The sequence below is a fragment of the Streptomyces sp. NPDC093018 genome (assembly GCF_040684035.1).
GTDB classification, from domain to species: Bacteria; Actinomycetota; Actinomycetes; order Streptomycetales; family Streptomycetaceae; genus Streptomyces; species Streptomyces murinus.
Genome location: NZ_JBFBFF010000007.1, coordinates 324,755 through 341,627, shown reverse-complemented (window position 1 = coordinate 341,627; position 16,873 = coordinate 324,755). Strand labels below are relative to the sequence as shown.

Below are 16,873 nucleotides of genomic sequence, written 5' to 3'. Positions count from 1 at the left end.
TTCCTCGGTGACGCCGTGCACGCCCAGCCCCTCTATCGGGGCCGGGGTGGCGGTACGCCGATGACCATCACCGTGACCCTGGCGGTGGCGGTGAGCCGGCCTGGCATCACCGTGACCCCGCCCGCCGCGCCGGCGTCCTGGGAGCGCGAGACTCGCCCAGGGGTTGAGCGCACCCGGCGCCGGGAGGCTCCCCGCTCTCGGCAGCCGACCTGTCCACGGTGGCCGGCGTCTCAGCGCGTGAGAGGCGTGCGCGGTTGCCCCGTGCTCTCGTTCTCGCTCGTGGACGGAGGCAGCTCGGTGAGTGCTCGCACTGCGGCGATCATCGCGGCGCGGTGGATCCGCAGGCGTTCCCGATCCCATGGCGGTTGATCCGCCAGTTCTCGTAGAGCAGGCGAGGCGTTGGCCCATGCGGTGGTCAACCCGAGCAGGAGGGTCAGGACGTCGGCAGGAGCGACCGTCTCGGTCACGATGTTCTGGCGTTGGGCGCCGGCGATGGCATCGATCTTGGGTCGGTAGGCGTCTACTTGCGCCGGTGAAGCATCGGGACGCTCCAGTTGGGCCCACCCGGTCAGGCGCAGGACCTGCGGATGCTCCAGCAGATAGTCGAAGAGGTTGCCTGCGTAGCCGGGGAGGTCTTCGGCGGTGAAGGGGACGGCCGTGGCGAGGTCTTCCAGGCTGTTGGCGACCACGAGGTCGAACAGGTCGTTCTTGTTGCCGAAGTGGACGTAGATCAGGCGCTTGTTCGCCTGAGCGGCCTCGGCGATGCGGTCTACGCGGGCACCCGCCAGCCCGAACTGGGCGAACTCGTTGTACGCGGCTCCGAGGAGGCGCTTTTTGGTGGCGGTGGCGTCCGGCGGCATGAGTAGAGAGTAGTCCGTTCGGTAACTATACGGATAGTGAGATTCGCCATGCGTAGACGGTGTGGTGACCCGCCCAGGTGAAGGCACGTCGTCCGGTTTCACCCTGCGGCACACCGGGAGCGGTTCCTCTTCGCGGCCCGTGGTAACTATCTGGTTATTGATAGCCGGGACATTCCGCGCTACGGTGTATCTATCCAGATGGTTACCTCTGGCGGTCGGGGTCTCGAGTCCCACCGATCCGAGCGCGGGTTCTACGACAGGACCGCTTCCGCGCCGTTCCCACGTACGCAAGGAGCGAGATCATGAAGGCTGTTGTGATGACCGGTGCGAACCAGCCGTGGGAGGTCCAGGACGTCCCCACGCCGGTGGCCGAGCCGGGTCAGGTATTGGTGAAGGTCCATGCGTCGGGCATGTGTTTCACCGACGTGTGGGCCACGCAGGGCTTCGGCGGGGACATCTACCCGCAGACACCCGGCCACGAGGTCGTCGGAGAGATCATCGACGTGGGCGCGGGCGTGCACACCCGTCAGGTCGGTGACCGGGTCGGCACCACGTGGGTGCAGTCGGCGTGTGGCCGCTGCGACTACTGCCGCGAGAACCGTCCGCTGACCGGCCAGACCGCGATGAACTGCGCCGCGCCGCGGACCACCGGCTTCGCGGCGCAGGGCGGCCACGCGGAGTACATCGCGATTTCGGCTGAGGGCACGGTGCTGCTCCCCGACGGTCTGGCCTACGAGGACGCGGCGCCGATGATGTGCGCGGGCTACACCACCTGGAGCGGTCTGCGGGATGCCGCCCCGCAGCCGCACGAGAAGGTCGCGGTCGTGGGCATCGGTGGGCTGGGGCACGTGGCCCTGCAACTGGCCAGGGCGTCCGGCTTGGAGACCATCGCGGTCACGCATTCACCCGACAAGCACGAACTGGCCACCCAGCTGGGCGCGGACCACGTCGTCGCCAACGGCAAGGAGCTGCGTGAACTGGGCGGGGCGGATGTTCTGCTGGTCACCACCAACGCCTTCGGCGCGGCGGAAGAGGCGATGGCCGGTCTGCGGCCCGACGGCCGTGTCGTCCTGAGCGGTCTGGACTTCAGCCGGCCGTTCTCCATCTCCTCCGAGGGCGTGCCGTTCCACATGATGCGCCAGAAGGTCATCGGATCCACCCACGGCGGCCAGCACTACCTGGCCGAGGTCCTCGACCTCGCCGCGCAGGGCAAGGTCAAACCGATCACCGAGACCTTCTCGCTCGACAGGGCCACGGACGCCTACGACCGGCTGGCCTCGGGCCGGATGCGCTTCCGCGGCGTGTTCACCCCGCACGCCGGCTGACCGGCGGACGTCCGCCCCAGCCCGCGGACCGGGGTGCCGGGCGCCGGCCCCTTCACCCAGCGCCCCTCGCCTTCGGACAAGGACCCGACCGGGCGGTCACCGCTGAACTCGATGGGACACCGTCAAAGGCTGTATCCGTCAGAGCATCGACGCGGGAGCCCGGCTCGTCACCAACGGCATGACCACGGCCCGAGCGGAGATCTTCAGCCCCGTCATGCCCGTCATCGCCTATGAGACGGCCGACGAAGCGCTGCCCATCGCCGACGGCTCCCCGCACGCCGCCGTCTACCATCACTGGCGCTCACGGCAGCCGCTCTGCGCCACCCGACGGATCGCGAGCCGGGACGTTCGCCGTCTCCTCAGGAGAACATCATGCGCATGAGCGACTCTCGAAGTACCGGCACCACAGGCAGCGGCAGAGGCACGCTCGCGCGTCGGCTGGTGCCGATGACCGGACGCGACCCGGAGGAGGCTCACCGGGTCGCCACACCGCTGGAGCTGTTGTTCGACCTGACGTTCGTCGTCGCGGTCGGCACTGCGGCCTCCCAGTACGCTGAACTGCTCGCCGGCGGGCATCCCGCGCAGGCTGTCGGCGCGTTTTCCCTCGCTATGTTCGCGATCAGCGTCGCCTGGATCAGCTTCAGCTGGTTCGCCTCCGCGTTCGGCACAGACGACTGGCTCTACCGGGCACTGACGATGGTGCAGATGATCGGAGTCGTCGTCTTCGCGCTCGGCATCCCTGCGATGTTCCACTCCGTCGAAGAGGGCGACCACCTGGAATTGCGGGTGATGGTCATCGGTTACATCGTGATGCGCGTGGCGATGGTGCTCCAATGGTGGCGCGTGTCCCGGGAGTCCCCATCATTCCGCGAAGTGGCCTGGGCGAACATCCTCTGGACCTTGGTCGCCCAAGTCGGCTGGACCGTGGTGGGATTCGGGCATCTGCCGCTCCTGGCGGTGATCGTCTCCGTCATCGTGATCGGAGCCCTGGAGCTGCTGCTGCCGATGTTCGCCCAAGGCGGGGCCGGCAGCACGCCCTGGCATCCGCACCATGTCGCCGAGCGTTACAGCCTGTTCGCGATCATCGTGCTGGGCGAGAGCGTGGTCGGCACCGCGGCTTCCTCGGGCGATCTCCTCGGAGGCGCGGACGGGACGCGGTGGACCGGCGACGCCCTCGCCGTGGTGGTCGCCGGCGTCGGACTGACCTTCGGGATGTGGTGGGTCTACTTCGCCACCCCCTTCGGCGACGTACTCGTCCACCGCCGCAGGCGCGGATACCTCTTCGGCTACGGGCACATCCCCGTCTTCATCGGCATCGCGGGTGTCGGAGCGGGACTGCACGTGGCCGGTCTGTACATGGAACACCATGCGCGTATCGGCGGAACTGCCGTCGTGCTGTCCCTGGCTCTCCCGGCCGGGCTCTATCTGCTCATGGTCTATGTGCTCCACACCTTGCTCTTGTCGGCGACAGATCGGTTCCACCTGCTGCTCATCGTTCTCACCCTTGTCGTGCTGGCCGCAGCGGTGCTGCTGTCGGTCGCGGGTGGCTCTGTCGCCGTGTGTCTGCTCGTGGTCATGCTCGCTCCCTTCGTCACCGTGACCGGATACGAGACGATCGGATACGGCCATCAGCAACAGATGTTGAAAGAGCTGCGCTCTCGGCCCCAGTGACAGCTTGACCGCGGTACACCCTGGCCGCCTGGAGCGGGCGATGCCGTCCTCGCTGTGGCACCGGATCCGTCGGATGCGCCCTGACGACGCACCGCTGCGCCTGGACCGGCGGCCTTCACCCGATCCACCGCGAAATGACCCTCCCCCTCATCTCCGGCGTGTCGGCCTGGGCAGTGCAGCGCCGAGTGAGTTCGGCGGGGTCGGTGGCCGGCTGCGATGCCGGGACCGCCCGGGCCCGCTCCACCAACACCCTTACACACGGGCACGGTTCGAGAGCGTATGGCGTGGGGACCAGGTTACGGCCGGCCCGCACGGGGGCGGGATCACCCAGGACCGCCCGGACCCTGCCGGGCGTGCGGCTCACGGCGAGCGCCGGCAGTCGCAGTCGCTCGGCGGCGCCGGTGACGCTTCCCTCCTCCAGCAGCGCGTCCAGCGTGACCAGGAGGTTCAGATCGAGCGAACCCGGATGCGGCACGTCGGCGGACGAGTGGACGAGTGGACGACCGATGTCACGGTGTGACTGTCCTCACTGAACGGCGGGTCGGCGCCGGCCCCGCCAGCTCGTTTGCGTCTGGCGCAAGTCATCCTTGCGTACCTCGCACTGGAGTCGATCGACGCCCGTCGCCAGGCTTGGGTCATGACCAACACACCTGACACAGGCCGCTCTTCGGCCGCCGCGGCCGCCGCCACAGCCGCTGAGACCCGGTCGCCGAGGACGGGTGACATGCTCGCTGTGGTGAGCCAGGGCAGCTCCACCGTCACCTTCTTCGACGCCGTCGGCCACGGCCGGCTCGGCGGGCTTCCCCTTCCCAGCCAGCCGCACGAGCTGTGCTACGACCCCGCCAGGCGGCTGCTCTACGCCAGCATCACCTACCGTTCCGGCTACTACCACGCGAACGCCGGCCGGGCCCGGGAACTGGTGGTCATCGACCCGGACGCCCACCGGATCGTGGACACGGTGGACCTCGCCCCCGACCACGCCCCGCACGACATCCGGCTGGACCCGGTGCGCGACCTGATCTGGGTCAGCGTCGAGGCGACCGCCGAGGAGACGGGCGGCCTGGTCGCCCTGGACGCCGCCACGCGCGAGCGGGTACGGCGGGTCCCGGTGCACGCCCCGGGGCCCCACTGGTTCGCCATCACCCCGGACGGCCGCCGAGCCTACTCCGCCAACAAGGAAGCGCCCTTCCTCTCCGTCGCGGACCTGGAGACCGGCGAGTCGCTGGAGCCGATCGCGGTTCCGGGCAGCGAGGGCATCGACATCTCACCCGACGGCCGTTACGTGTACGTCGCCACGCCCAAGGGCGACTACCACCCGGGGACGGTACCCGGGGCGGGGGTCAGGACCATCGACACGGCAACCGGCCGGACCGTACGGACGCTCGCCACCGACAACGTGGTCTTCCCCGTGCACACGACGTCCCAGGGCCTGCTGCTGGCGGGCGAGCTCCGATTCACCGCCGGAACAGAGGGAGCCTCCCTCGGCGCGCAGCAGGGCGGCGTGCTCCACATCCACGACGCCGAGGGGGAGCCGCTCGGGCGACTCCCCGTCGGGGCCTTCCCCCTCACCATCACCTCCTCGCCGGACGGCCGGCTCGGCTACGTCGCCGCCGTCCTCGACAGCACCGTGACGGTGGTCGACCTGGCGGAGATCAAGGTGGTCACCACCCTGGAGGTCGAACACGTGGGTGGATCGGGCGCGCACGGCCTGGCGTACATACCCGCACCCCGACCGTGAGCGGATAGCCCTCCGCTATGCCAGGACCGTCGCGGCGTGCAGGGCCGGGGTGTACAGGACGGCGTCGAAAGCGGTGGCGGCGTCGGTGAGTGGCGTGTCGAGCCGTCGGACCGGGGGCGTCCCCAGGCCGGCCGACCGCCATGGCCGCAGATCGAACACCGTCGGTCCGGTCGGTCCGACGAGCAGGGGGGTGGTGCCGCCCGTCGGACCAGCCTCCGTCAGGTCGTGCAGTCGGCGGCTCAACTCCCGGTAGCGGCCCAGCGGGTACCGTACGGTCGGGTCACCGTCGCGCCATACCGCCCCGACCACGCGGAAGCGGCCGAGGCCGCCCCGTGCGAGGTGTTCGCCCAGTGACCCGGGGACCCGCCGGTCGAGGTGTTCCACCTGTTCGAAGAGGAAGATCGGGCTGTCCGGATGGCGACGCGCGATCTCCCGCATTGTCAGGTACTGCGCGGAGTCCCGGACCACCGTGTCTCGGTGGTCACCGCCGGCGGCGCGGTGTTCCCTCAGCAGACGGCGCAGACGGCCGGCATGCCGGAGGTCGGCCAAGTCGCCGCGCACGGCGGGGTCGTGGAGCGTGGTGGGGGCAGGAGTTGCAGGCGGCTCCCCGGTGGGCGTGCCGTACATCTCCAGGCCGTAGAACCGCACCTGTTCCGCGGGAGCGCGAGCGGTGTTGTGATGGCGCAGCCAGCGCAGCAGCGCGCGATTGTCCGCCAGTGGCTCCCGGCTCCAGGACCACATGCCCCGGACGGCGGCCGGGGTGGGCTCGGCGGGTCCCAGGCCGCGGATGTAGGCGTCGCTCGGCCGGGACAGCTCGAAGTTGGTCTCGGCGGCGATCGCCCGGACGCCGTGCCGTTCGACCAGGTGCCGGACGGCCGCGTTGCGGGCGATCAGGTACTCGCTGCGCAGATGGACGCCCTCCGACCAGCCGATCACGCGAGCGTCCGCGGCCAGTTGGTCCAGCAGAACCGCGCATCCCCCGTCGAGTGGCGGTGGCCCGCCCTCCCGCGCGGCCGCGGTCTTCCGCCGTGCCTGCCGGTGCGGTCCGGTCACGACGCCTTTCCCTTGGCGGCGGTGCTCAGCAGCGGCAGGTACCGGTCGAGCATCCACGGCAGGCTCAGCACCGACACGGCGCTGGTCGCGTACACCATCGCGGGGTCGGTGAGGGGCACGTACCCGCCGCGCCGGACGGCCGGCATGCGCCGGAACAGGGTGCTGTCCTCCAGTTGCCGCTGTACGGACTTGCTGAGGTACCAGGAAACCAGGACGTCGGAGTCGACGGAGTCGAGTTTCTCCAGGCTCAGTTGGGCCGCGAACGACTTCGCCCGTGACGGCAGGCTCGGGGACACGGTGAAGCCCAGCTGGCGCAGCAGCTGCACCCGGGAGTCGGAGGACAGGTAGAGGTTGTAGGAGCCGCCGGTCGTGCCGGAGCCGAAGGCGACGGTCCTGCCGCTGAACTCCGGGTGCCTGGCCTTCGCGTCGGCGATCAGGGCATCCGTCGACCTCTCCAGCGTGGCGGCCTTCGCGGACATTCCCAACGCCTTGCCGACGAGGCGCAGTTGGTCCTGCCATGAGGTGAGCCATGGCTTGCCCGGGTAGCCCACCGTCGGGGCGATATGACTGAGCTGCTGGTACTGCGCACCGGTGAGGCCGGAATCGACGGCGAGGATCACGTCCGGGCGCAGCGCCGCGATCTGCTCGTACGGCACGTTCGCGGTCGTGTACTTCAGCAACTGAGGCTTGGCGCCGTGCAGTTTCGGCGTGTCCCACGGCAGGATCCCGGTCTTGTCCCCGGTGTCGCCGCTCATGTCCTGCATGCCGACGGGGACGACGCCCAGAGCCAGCGCGACGTCCTGGCTGCCCCAGCCGATCGTGACCACTCGTTCGGGTCGGGCGGTGATGGTGGCCTTTCCGACGGCGGAGTCGATGGTGACGGGGAAGGCCGCGGAGTCACCTGCGGCGCTCTTTCCGCCGGACGACGCGTTCGGGGAATCCGCAGTGCCGTTCGAGCAGCCTGCCGCTGCCAGGCAGAGGGTCGCCACCACCACGGGCAAGATCCGGCCGGTCCAGTTTTTCATAAGGTAAGCCTAACCTAACCCCTCCCCTGCTCTGCGGCCCGGCACGGCGTCCCCACCGTGCACCCTCCGGCTCGCGTTCTCCCCCTGCGGGTACCACTTTCGGGTGAACCGGATCGACTTCGGTTCGTGGTTCTTGTTCTTGATCTCTACTGGAGAACCGCCGTCGGAATGATCAACGGAAGGACCAGTCGATGCGGATGAGGGACCGGTCGGGAGCGAGTACCTGGCCTGCCTCGAAGATGCCGCCGGGAAGCGCGTCGGCGCGTGGCCGTATGGTCGCAGCCCTGGCCGCGCGGGTGGGGCCGGACGGATCCTTGCGGGACCCGTGTGAGAGCCGTGTGCTCGAAACGGCCTTGGCCGGGGCCTTGTTGGACCGCGTCGGCGGCCACCGGGCCGAGTCGGCGGCGATGCGGGGCTTCCTGTCGAGGGGACCACGAGCCGGCACGCTCACCGCGGTAGAGCGGGCGCTGGCTCGGACCGTGCTGGAGGGCGGGACGGTCGCCGTGTCGGACACGCTGGTCGAGGAAGTGGCGGCGGCCGCCCCGCACTTCACGGCCGGACGCAAACGGGCGCTCGTGCACGCGCTCGCAGCAGCCGTGGACGAAAGGTTTTTGCCCAGATGGGACGGCGCGGCGTTCGACCGTTCGGGCCTGCACGCCTGGGCCGTCGTCCAGATGACCGCGAGCAAGGTGATCCTGGCGCACGCGACCGGGAACACGCACGCGGTCGACGACGAGGACGTACGGATCCTGCTCGACACCCGGCGTGGCACCGGTGTGTGGGAGGGCAATGTGCTGCTGCACCTCTCCGTGCTGCACGCCCTGTCCCGTCTTCCCGGTACGAACCGGGTGGTGGCCGATGGCGTCCGTGCGGCGCTGGAACACCAACGTGCCGACGGCGGGCTTCCGTTCGTGACCGACACCGACACCTGGGCGACCGCGACGGCGGGGATCGCCCTGGCGAGCGCGGGTGCTCCGCTTGACGTGCTGCACCGGTTGGCCGCCCACCTGGTGAACCGTCAGCTTCCCGCAGGGGGGTGGTCGTACACCGACGCGTCCTGCCAGGCGGACGTGGACGACACCTCCGTCGCGGTGCAGTTCCTCCACATCCTGGACGCCTCTCGGTACGAAGAGTCGATCACGCGGGGGATCCGGTCGATGAACTCGGTCGCGGGACCGGACGGCGGCTTCCCCACGTACCGCCGTGGGGCGCCGTCGGAGGCCTGCATGACCGCAGCCGTCGTCGACGCGCTGGCCCTCCGGCCCGCCGGACACGAGGTCCGGATCCGCGAGGGGCTCGACTACCTGACGCGACTCCAGTGTGCCGACGGGTTCTTCCCGCCCGACTGGAGCAGCAGCACCCTGCACACGGTCTTCCGGGTCCTGCTGGCCGCCTCCCGCGCTCCCGGCCGAAGGACACCCGGGATCGAGCGGATGGCGCGACGCGCCCTGGGCGCCGTCCTGTCGCGCCAGAATCCCGACGGGGGCTGGGGGATGCGGCAGGGCGACGAGAGCGATGTCCTGTCCACGGCCTACGGTCTGATCGCCGTGTGCGGGCAGGACGATCCAGGGCCCGCGCGCGGCGCCGTCTCCTTCCTGATGGCGGCCGAACACGACGGCCGGGTCCGGGGAGCGCTCTCCGATTCGGTCGGACCCCGGCCGTTCGTCTTCGCCGTGCCCGTCCTGGCCGACATCTTCACCGTCCTGGCACTGGGGCATCTTGCGGGCCGGACGGCCCCGGCGCGGCTCGGGCCCGGCCGGTCGCTGGCGGTGACCCGTTGAGCGGGCCGGTTCCCCGGCACCTGGCCATCGTGCCGGACGGCAACCGGCGCTGGGCGCGTGCGCGCGGCGTTCCGGTCCGGGTGGGGTACGCGCGCGGAGCGGAGCGGACCGTCCAGGTGCTGCGGTGGTGCGAGGAGGCGGGGGTGGAAACGGTCAGCGTCTGGGCCCTGTCGCTGGAGAACATGGCGAAGCGTCCGGAACTGCCCGTCATGCTGGACGCGATCGGCACGCTCATGGAGCGGGTCCGGGCCGCGGGCCCATGGGACGTCCGGATCGTCGGGTCACCGGAGCGGCTGGCCGCCCTCGGGCTGCCCTCGCTCCCCGGCTTCTTCGCCCGGAGCCCTGAACCGGCGGACGCCGCACGGCGGTTCACGGTCAACCTGGCCGTGGCGTACGACGGCCGGGAGGAGGTCGTGGCCGCCGCACGCGCCGTACTGGCCGAGTCCGGGCCCGGGCGCCTCGACAGCGCGGCGATCGGTGACCGCCTCGCCCGGTGGGGGCTGCCCGACTGCGACCTGATCCTGCGTGCCTCGGGCGAACAGCGCCTCTCGGGCTTCCTGCTGTGGCAGTGCGCGCCCGCGGAACTGTACTTCAGCCCGGAGCTGTGGCCGGACTTCGACCGCGGGTCCTTCGACGCCATGCTCGCCTCGTTCGCCCGCCGACAGCGCAGGTTCGGGGCATGACCGGTCCGGCGGGGAACGAGGCGCGGGCGCTGGCCGCGTTCGCCCGGCACCATCTGCTCAGGCTGTCTCCGCCGGCCGGGGACCACCCCATGGCCCGGGAGCTGGAGACGGACGTACGGACCTGGGCCGAACGCGCGGGTCTGACGGCCGACGGCAGGCGGGCGGGACTGGAGCGCCGGAGGATCGGCCGTCTCGTCGGCCGCTGCATGCCGGACGTGCCCTTCGCGGTGGCCCGGTTGACAGCACGCCAGCTGGCCTGGGTGTTCCAATTCGACGACACGGTCGCCGAGGACACGCGACGGCTGGCGGCGCACCGCCGCTGGGACCCGCCCGGGGTACTGCTGACCGGGCGGCTGCCGGCCGGGGCACGGTCGTGTGCGCACCTGACCGCGCTGAAGTCCTTGCGCGCGGGCATCACGGCCGCGGGCGGCACCGCGCTGCTCCCGCGGCTCGCGGAAGGACTGCGCCGGTACATGGAGAGCTGTGCGCGGGAGGCCCCGTGGCGTGCCACGGGTACGCCCCCGGATCTGGGGACCTATCTGGCCGAGCGGGTTCACACCTCGGGCGGCCATCCGATGTACCTGCACCTGCTGGCCCCCGGTATGCCATCGGCCGCAAAGCCATTGCCCGCCGCCCTCACCGGCCTCGCCGAACTCGCCTTCCTGATCGGCGCGCTCGCCAACGACCTTCTCGGTCACGCCGCCGAGCACGAACGCGGAGACCCCGTGAACGCGGTCTCCGTCCTCGCCCACTCCTACGCGCTGCCCCTGCCCGAGGCGTACCGGGCCACCGTCGTGCTCCACGCGGCACACCAGCACCGTTTCGAGGCCGAACGGGCCCGTCTGGTGGACGACGTGACACTCACCGAGGCCCAGCGCCGCTTCGTCCAGGCCGTCACGGGCTGGGTACGGGGCAGCGCGACGGCCGTCGAGCCGTACTGGCACCACCTTCTCGCCAACCACCCGAGCGACAGAACAGGCTGACCGCTGTGCCCACTTCGCCCACCGTCATCGTCGTGGGGGCCGGCATCGCCGGGCTGACCGCGGCCTGGCGCCTGCAACAGGCCGGGGTGTCCGTACGCGTCCTCGAACGCGACGGCGCGCCCGGCGGCCGTATGCGCACCATCGACCACCACGGGTTCCGGATCGAGACCGGTGCCAGCATCCTCGGCCGCAACTACACCGGCATGCTCCGCCTCATCGAAGAGCTCGGTCTCACCCGCCAGTTCGGGCCCGCCAACACCCTCTGCGCGTTCCAGCGCGGCAACGCCGTCCACCGGCTGCGCACCCACGCGCGGGCCGACCTGCTGCGCACCCGTCTGATCGGCGCGCGGACCAAGGCGGCGGTGTTCCGCGCACTGCCGACCTTTCTCGCCCACCGCCGGTGTCTCGACTGGGACAGCATGGACCGCAACACCTACCTGGACGACCTCAGCGCCACCGAGTACGCGCACCGCCATCTCACTCGGGAAGCGATCGACTATCTGATCGAGCCGCTCTTCGGCGGAGGCATCGTCCTCGCCTCACCGGACCGGCTGGCCGCCGCCGACATGCTGTTCTACACCGCGAAACTCCTCGTCCCGCACATCAACAGTCCCCAGGGGGTCGGGCTCCTCACCCGCACGCTGGCCCGCCGTGTTCCCGTGCGGCTCGACGCCCGCGTCCGCTGTGTCCGCCCGGAGGCCGAGGGCGTCTCCGTCACATGGCGGGACGCCGACGGCCGCGAGCACACGGAACAGGCGGAAGCCGCCGTCGTGGCGGTACCCGCTCCCCAGGTTCCGGCTCTGCTGCCCGGCCTTCCCCGCGCGGACGGCGCCTACCTCGCCTCCGTCCCCTACTCCCGAGCCCTGATCATCTCGCTGGCGACGGAACGCCCGCCCGCGGAAAGGGCGTTCGCGCTGTTCCTCTCCCAGCGGGAGCACCCCTCGCTTGTCGGTGTCGAACTCCACCACAACAAGATCACCGGGCGGGTCGACGACGGGCGCGGGCTCATGACCCTCCATCCCCGCCAGGACTTCACGGACCGCTGGTGGGACGCGACCGACGACACCGTCACCGAGCAGGCCGTCGCCGCCGCCGAACGTGTCTTCCCCGGCATCCGGAGCACCGTCCTGACCAGCCACGTCAGCCGCCAGGACCCCGCCCTCGTCGTCCGGCCCCCCGGCGGCTACGCCGAACTGCGCGCCTTCAACGGCCGACGCCGCTCGCGGGACCCCCGTATCCAGCTCGCGGGTGACTACTTCGGCCCTTCCAGCACCTACGGCGCCCTCCGCTCCGGCGAACAGGCCACGGCCCGGCTGCTGCGCCACCTCGGGCTCCCTACCCGGGCCTCCCACCGACCTCGGCAGGACGCACGGTCACCGCATTCGACGTGAGGACGGCTCTCCCACGCCCTGCCGCACGATGCCGCCTGCTGCCCTCCTGCGCCTCCAGACGCTGACCCCACGTACCCGGGTCGTACCGTCCCAGGGGCTCACGACCACCGGCGACGCCGCATGAGGACGCGGCGCGGGGTGCGGGATCGACTGCCGCGACAGGCGCCGCGCCGTCACGGCAGTCGGCCGGTACGGCCGCCCGCCACGAGGCGGCCGTACTCCGAACCGTCATCGCCCCTCGGTCGGCGGCTCCCACTCCTCCCGGCATGTCTGCCGGGCTTCGGCGAGCTGGTTGCTCCGGTCGATCTCCGGCATGTGCGTCTCGGCCCACACCCGCAGTGCGGAGAGCGGCCCTTCGAGGGACAGGCCCAGCTCGGTGAGCCGATAGTGGACGGCGGGCGGCACGGTGGGTTCGACCCGGCGCGCGACCAGACCGTCACGGGCCAGGCTCTGCAGCGTGACCGACAGCATCTTCTGTGAGATGCCCGGAATACGGCGCCTCAGTTCCGCGAAGCGGACCTCGCCGGGTTCCTCCTCGGCCAGCACCTTGACCACCATCGACGTCCACTTGGTGCCGATGCGGTCGAGCAACCGGCGCGTCGGGCAGCGCGGATCCAGCAGATCACCGCGCGCACCGGGCCGCCGACCAGGTCCGTCGGACCTCGATGTGGTCACCCGGGGCTCACCACCTGAGAGGAAAGTGCCGTCTTGGACGGCCCAGGGTAGTTCCCTAGCGTGACCCTGTCACCATTCCTCACCACTCCTGGAGTCCGCTCGTGCCCGAGCTGCGGCGCATCCCCGTCAACGGCGTCGAACTGAACGTCGCCCTCGCCGGATCAGGCCCGGCCGTCCTGCTGCTGCACGGCTTTCCGCACACCTGGGAGCTGTGGACGGACATCATGGCCGACCTGTCCGACCGCTACCGCGTCATCGCGCCGGACCTGCGCGGATTCGGCGCGAGCGGCGGGACCGCATCCGGACATGACGCGGGCACCCTGGCCGACGACGCCGCCGCGCTGCTCACCGCGCTCGGCGTGTCCCCGGCCGCGGTCGTCGGGATCGACGCGGGCGCCCCGCCGGCCTTCCTCCTCGCCCTGCGCCATCCCGGTCTCGTGCGGCGCCTGGTCGTCATGGAGTCCCTGCTGGGACGGCTGCCCGGCGCCGAGGACTTCCTCGCCGACGGCCCGCCGTGGTGGTTCGGCTTCCACTCCGCCGAGCCCGGACTCGCCGAGACCGTGCTGCAAGGCCAGGAGGCCGCCTATATCGACTGGTTCCTGCACGCCGGTACGCTCGGCGACGGAGTGTCCCCCACCGTCCGGGATGCTTTCGTCCGCGCGTACACGGGCAGGGACGCGCTGAGCCGTGCGTTCTCGTACTACCGGGCCCTGCCCGAGAGCGCGCTGCAGATCGAGCAGGCGACCACCGACGCCCGCCTGACCGTGCCGACCATGGCGCTGGGTGCCCGGCCCGTCGGCTCCGCGCTGGAACGCCAGCTCCGCCCGGTCGCGGACGACCTCGTCGGGCACGTCATCGAGGACTGCGGCCACATTATTCCGCTGCACCGGCCGCACGCCTTGCTCATGCTGCTGCGTCCGTTCCTGGCAGGCGAGGACGGGGGCGCAGCGTGACATCGCCAGGAGAGCCCGGCTGTCCGCCCACTGCGGTGCCGGATCCTGCTGCATCCGTCGGCGGTCTCGTGCGGAGGGAAACGGCTCGGACGGCACGCGACGGCGATGTAACTGTTACGGTTACATCTGGGAGGTGGTACGGGTGAGCGCCAACAGCCGGCTGACGGTCGCGACCCATGTGCTCGTGTGGATGGAGCTGCACCGGCGCCGGGGCGGCACGGTGGCCACGTCCGAGCAGATCTCCGAGAGCGTGAACACCAACCCGGTCGTGGTCCGCCGCCTGCTCGGTGACCTGCGCAGGGCCGGTCTCGTCTCCTCCCGGCGCGGCGCGGGCGCGGGCTGGGTCCTGGCTCGTGACCCGGCTCGGATCGGCCTCCTGGAGGTGTACGACGCCGTCGAGTCCGGACCCCTGTTCGCCATGCACCGCACCCCGCCCAATCAGGAGTGTCCGGTCGGCCGGGGAATCCAGCCCGCGATCGGAAAGATCTACGACCGGGCAGAGGCCGCTGTGCGGCAGGAGCTCGCCGCGTCGACCCTGGCCGATGTCCTGCGTGGCGTTCTCGCCGCTCGCTGACCGCGGGCCGGGACCATCCGGCTCACGGGACGTCCGACCTCGCCCATAGACGTAACCGTCACAGTTACACCGTCACAGTTACAAGGAGCGAAACCATGGGACAGCTCGACAACAAGATCGCCCTCGTCACCGGCGCCTCGACCGGTATCGGACTCGGCATAGCCGAGCGCTTCGTGAAGGAGGGCGCGACCGTCTACATCACCGGCCGCCGCGAGAGCGAACTCAAGGCCGCGGCCGAGCGGCTCGGCGACAGGGCCGTCCCGGTCCGCGGTGATGTGTCCGACCTCGACGACATCGACCGTCTCTTCGCCGAGATCCGTGACCGCTCGGGCCGTCTGGACGTCCTCGTCGCCAACGCGGGCGGCGGTGACCTGGCACGGCTGGGAAACATCACCGAGGAGGACTACGACCGTACCTTCGCGATCAACGTCAAGGGCATCGTCTTCACCGCCCAGAAGGCGCTGCCCCTGCTGGACCGGGGAGGGTCGGTCATCCTGCTGTCCTCCACCAACGCCTCCAAGGGCGTGCCCGCCATGAGCGTCTACAGCGCGACCAAGGCGGCCATCCGCAGCCTGGCCCGCTCCTGGGCCGCGGAACTGGCCGAGCGCGGTATCCGCGTCAACGCCGTGAGCCCCGGCCCGATCGAGACCCCCGGCATCCTCGGTCTCGCGGGTGACAACCCTGCGGCCCGCCGACGGCTGACGGACGGTTTCACCGCTCAGGTCCCGCTCGGACGGATGGGGCGTCCGGACGAGGTCGCCGCCCTCGCCCTCTTCCTGGCCGGCGACGAGAGTTCCTTCAGCACGGGCGGGGAGTTCTTCGTCGACGGCGGTCTGGCCCAGATCTGACCGCAGGGGCCCGCGCGACGGCCGGCGGACGAACAGGACGGACCACGCCCGGAATTGATCCGATCCGGAGCCGCCGAGCAGCAGGCTCCGGGTCGCTGTCCGCGGCGATGCCCGAATGCCGGTGCGCCGTGGCCCGCCCGCGCGGATCCGACGTCATCCTCGGGCCATGGTCCGCAGTGGCCAGCGGGCTTCGGTCAGCCAGACGAGGAGTGCCAGGGTGGGGAAAACGGCGCCGAGCAGGCAGACTCCCTTCCAGCCGTAGGCGCCGTAGACGGCACCGGCCAGCGCGGAGCCGGTGACCCCGCCGACGAAGTAGGTGCACATATAACCGGTGGTGAGCCGGCTGCGCGCTTCCGGGCGCAACCGGTAGACCTCGCTCTGGTTGGAGATATGGGTGCCCTGCACCCCCAGGTCGAGCACCACGATCCCGGCGACCAGCCAGCCGATGCGGGAGCCACCGGCCCACCCGGCGATCCAGCTGACCGCGGTGAGCAGGATGAATCCCGCCGTGGCCACACGTCCCCAGCCCGCGTCGGCGATGCGCCCGGCCACCTGCGCACAGCCGGCGCCGGCGACGCCGAGCAGACCGAACAGCCCGATCACGGTCTGGCTGAAGTGGTACTGGTCGGCCATCTGGAAGGCGATCGCGGTCCAGAAGGTGCTGAACGACGCGAAAACGAGGGCCCCGTAGAGTCCGCGGCGGCGGAGAGCGGGTTCGTCAAGATAGATCCGGGCCACCGATCCGAGCAACCGGTGATAAGCGGTGCGGGTGGTCGGCGCCGAGGACGGCAGCTCCATGCGGCAGGCCACGGACAGCGCGAACGTCAGCGCGGCGGCGACCAGGTAGACGACCCGCCAGCTCGTGGCACCGGCGATGACGCCGGACACGGTCCGGGCGAGCAGAATACCGATCAGCAGCCCGCTCATGACGATCCCCACGGAGCGCCCGCGATTCATCGGGGTCGCCAGATGGGCCGCGAAGGGGACGAAGATCTGGGCCGTCACCGTGCAGAAGCCCACGACCGCCGCCAGCGCCATCAGTACCGCGATGTTCGGTGCCGCGGCCATCCCCAGCAGCCCCAGCCCGGTGACCGCCGTCGTGATCGTCACCAGGCGGCGGCGCTCCACCAGGTCCCCCAGCGGCACGATCAGGGCCAGGCCCAGGACGTAGCCGACCTGGGCGAAGGTCGTGACCAGCCCGGCGATCCCACTGCCGACCCCGAAGTCATGGCCGAGCGTGTCGAGCAGCGGCTGCACGTAGTACGTGTTGGCCGCCGACATACCCGCTCCGACGGACATGAGCACGAGGAGAC

General features: G+C 70.8%; 17 protein-coding genes. 11 read left to right on the top strand and 6 right to left on the bottom strand.

What is annotated here, in order from left to right; genetic code table 11:
- Positions 1-230: 230 nt before the first annotated feature.
- Entirely contained in the window at positions 231-860 is a 630-nt protein-coding gene (locus AB0N90_RS19150) for a TetR family transcriptional regulator (RefSeq protein WP_365198014.1), read from the bottom strand.
- A 302-nt stretch (positions 861-1,162) separates the two neighbouring features.
- Between AB0N90_RS19150 and AB0N90_RS19145 the strand changes: the two genes are divergently transcribed.
- From AB0N90_RS19145 to AB0N90_RS19135, 3 genes are all read left to right on the top strand, one after another.
- Entirely contained in the window at positions 1,163-2,185 is a 1,023-nt protein-coding gene (locus AB0N90_RS19145; protein ID WP_365198011.1) for an alcohol dehydrogenase catalytic domain-containing protein, read from the top strand.
- Positions 2,186-2,363: 178 nt separating this feature from the next.
- On the top strand, positions 2,364-2,567 hold the full coding sequence (locus AB0N90_RS19140) for a hypothetical protein (RefSeq protein ID WP_365198008.1): 204 nt from the start codon (positions 2,364-2,366) through the stop codon (positions 2,565-2,567).
- The gene (locus AB0N90_RS19135; protein ID WP_365198070.1) at positions 2,564-3,856 is read left to right on the top strand and encodes a low temperature requirement protein A; all 1,293 of its coding nucleotides are present in this window, start codon (positions 2,564-2,566) and stop codon (positions 3,854-3,856) included. Before AB0N90_RS19140 ends, AB0N90_RS19135 begins: the two co-directional genes overlap by 4 nt.
- A gap of 115 nt (positions 3,857-3,971) precedes the next feature.
- Here AB0N90_RS19135 and AB0N90_RS19130 read toward each other — a convergent pair whose 3' ends face one another.
- Positions 3,972-4,331: a LysR family transcriptional regulator gene (locus tag AB0N90_RS19130; protein ID WP_365198006.1), complete on the bottom strand. Its 360-nt coding sequence runs from the start codon at positions 4,329-4,331 to the stop codon at positions 3,972-3,974.
- A 249-nt stretch (positions 4,332-4,580) separates the two neighbouring features.
- Between AB0N90_RS19130 and AB0N90_RS19125 the strand changes: the two genes are divergently transcribed.
- Positions 4,581-5,594 (top strand): YncE family protein, encoded by a 1,014-nt coding sequence (locus tag AB0N90_RS19125; protein WP_365198005.1) that lies wholly within the window; start codon positions 4,581-4,583, stop codon positions 5,592-5,594.
- Between the two features lie 15 nt (positions 5,595-5,609).
- Here AB0N90_RS19125 and AB0N90_RS19120 read toward each other — a convergent pair whose 3' ends face one another.
- The gene (locus tag AB0N90_RS19120) at positions 5,610-6,647 is read right to left on the bottom strand and encodes an erythromycin esterase family protein (protein ID WP_365198003.1); all 1,038 of its coding nucleotides are present in this window, start codon (positions 6,645-6,647) and stop codon (positions 5,610-5,612) included.
- Positions 6,644-7,672: an iron-siderophore ABC transporter substrate-binding protein gene (locus AB0N90_RS19115; RefSeq protein ID WP_365198001.1), complete on the bottom strand. Its 1,029-nt coding sequence runs from the start codon at positions 7,670-7,672 to the stop codon at positions 6,644-6,646. Before AB0N90_RS19115 ends, AB0N90_RS19120 begins: the two co-directional genes overlap by 4 nt.
- A gap of 338 nt (positions 7,673-8,010) precedes the next feature.
- Between AB0N90_RS19115 and AB0N90_RS19110 the strand changes: the two genes are divergently transcribed.
- From AB0N90_RS19110 to AB0N90_RS19095, 4 genes are read left to right on the top strand one after another with little or no spacing between them, the layout of a single operon-like run.
- Positions 8,011-9,453, top strand: coding sequence for a prenyltransferase/squalene oxidase repeat-containing protein (locus AB0N90_RS19110; protein WP_365197999.1), 1,443 nt, complete (start codon positions 8,011-8,013; stop codon positions 9,451-9,453).
- Positions 9,450-10,136: a polyprenyl diphosphate synthase gene (uppS, locus tag AB0N90_RS19105; protein ID WP_365197997.1), complete on the top strand. Its 687-nt coding sequence runs from the start codon at positions 9,450-9,452 to the stop codon at positions 10,134-10,136. The genes AB0N90_RS19110 and uppS overlap by 4 nt, the downstream gene beginning before the upstream one ends.
- Complete coding sequence (locus AB0N90_RS19100) at positions 10,133-11,119, top strand: terpene synthase family protein (protein ID WP_365197995.1); 987 nt, start codon at positions 10,133-10,135, stop codon at positions 11,117-11,119. The genes uppS and AB0N90_RS19100 overlap by 4 nt, the downstream gene beginning before the upstream one ends.
- A gap of 5 nt (positions 11,120-11,124) precedes the next feature.
- Positions 11,125-12,510: an NAD(P)/FAD-dependent oxidoreductase gene (locus tag AB0N90_RS19095; protein ID WP_365197993.1), complete on the top strand. Its 1,386-nt coding sequence runs from the start codon at positions 11,125-11,127 to the stop codon at positions 12,508-12,510.
- A gap of 228 nt (positions 12,511-12,738) precedes the next feature.
- On the opposite strand, the gene AB0N90_RS19090 is transcribed toward AB0N90_RS19095, so the two are convergent.
- Entirely contained in the window at positions 12,739-13,185 is a 447-nt protein-coding gene (locus AB0N90_RS19090; protein WP_365197992.1) for a helix-turn-helix domain-containing protein, read from the bottom strand.
- Between the two features lie 101 nt (positions 13,186-13,286).
- Between AB0N90_RS19090 and AB0N90_RS19085 the strand changes: the two genes are divergently transcribed.
- The 3 genes from AB0N90_RS19085 to AB0N90_RS19075 all read left to right on the top strand — a co-directional run bounded on the left by AB0N90_RS19085 (position 13,287) and on the right by AB0N90_RS19075 (position 15,560).
- Positions 13,287-14,138: an alpha/beta fold hydrolase gene (locus AB0N90_RS19085; RefSeq protein ID WP_365197990.1), complete on the top strand. Its 852-nt coding sequence runs from the start codon at positions 13,287-13,289 to the stop codon at positions 14,136-14,138.
- Positions 14,139-14,280: 142 nt separating this feature from the next.
- The gene (locus AB0N90_RS19080) at positions 14,281-14,712 is read left to right on the top strand and encodes an Rrf2 family transcriptional regulator (protein WP_365197989.1); all 432 of its coding nucleotides are present in this window, start codon (positions 14,281-14,283) and stop codon (positions 14,710-14,712) included.
- 95 nt (positions 14,713-14,807) lie between these two features.
- Positions 14,808-15,560, top strand: coding sequence for an SDR family oxidoreductase (locus AB0N90_RS19075; protein ID WP_365197988.1), 753 nt, complete (start codon positions 14,808-14,810; stop codon positions 15,558-15,560).
- A gap of 153 nt (positions 15,561-15,713) precedes the next feature.
- Here the strand turns inward: AB0N90_RS19075 and AB0N90_RS19070 are convergent, their stop codons facing one another.
- Complete coding sequence (locus tag AB0N90_RS19070) at positions 15,714-16,859, bottom strand: MFS transporter (protein WP_365197985.1); 1,146 nt, start codon at positions 16,857-16,859, stop codon at positions 15,714-15,716.
- Positions 16,860-16,873: the final 14 nt, after the last annotated feature.

Excerpts from the sequence above, each read along its gene's own strand:
- AB0N90_RS19150 (WP_365198014.1), bottom strand. The coding sequence starts at position 860 with ATGCCGCCGGACGCCACCGCCACCAAAAAGCGCCTCCTCGGAGCCGCG.
- AB0N90_RS19145 (WP_365198011.1), top strand. The coding sequence starts at position 1,163 with ATGAAGGCTGTTGTGATGACCGGTGCGAACCAGCCGTGGGAGGTCCAG.
- AB0N90_RS19140 (WP_365198008.1), top strand. The coding sequence starts at position 2,364 with ATGACCACGGCCCGAGCGGAGATCTTCAGCCCCGTCATGCCCGTCATC.
- AB0N90_RS19135 (WP_365198070.1), top strand. The coding sequence starts at position 2,564 with ATGAGCGACTCTCGAAGTACCGGCACCACAGGCAGCGGCAGAGGCACG.
- AB0N90_RS19125 (WP_365198005.1), top strand. The coding sequence starts at position 4,581 with ATGCTCGCTGTGGTGAGCCAGGGCAGCTCCACCGTCACCTTCTTCGAC.
- AB0N90_RS19115 (WP_365198001.1), bottom strand. The coding sequence starts at position 7,672 with ATGAAAAACTGGACCGGCCGGATCTTGCCCGTGGTGGTGGCGACCCTC.
- AB0N90_RS19100 (WP_365197995.1), top strand. The coding sequence starts at position 10,133 with ATGACCGGTCCGGCGGGGAACGAGGCGCGGGCGCTGGCCGCGTTCGCC.
- AB0N90_RS19075 (WP_365197988.1), top strand. The coding sequence starts at position 14,808 with ATGGGACAGCTCGACAACAAGATCGCCCTCGTCACCGGCGCCTCGACC.
- AB0N90_RS19070 (WP_365197985.1), bottom strand. The coding sequence starts at position 16,859 with ATGTCCGTCGGAGCGGGTATGTCGGCGGCCAACACGTACTACGTGCAG.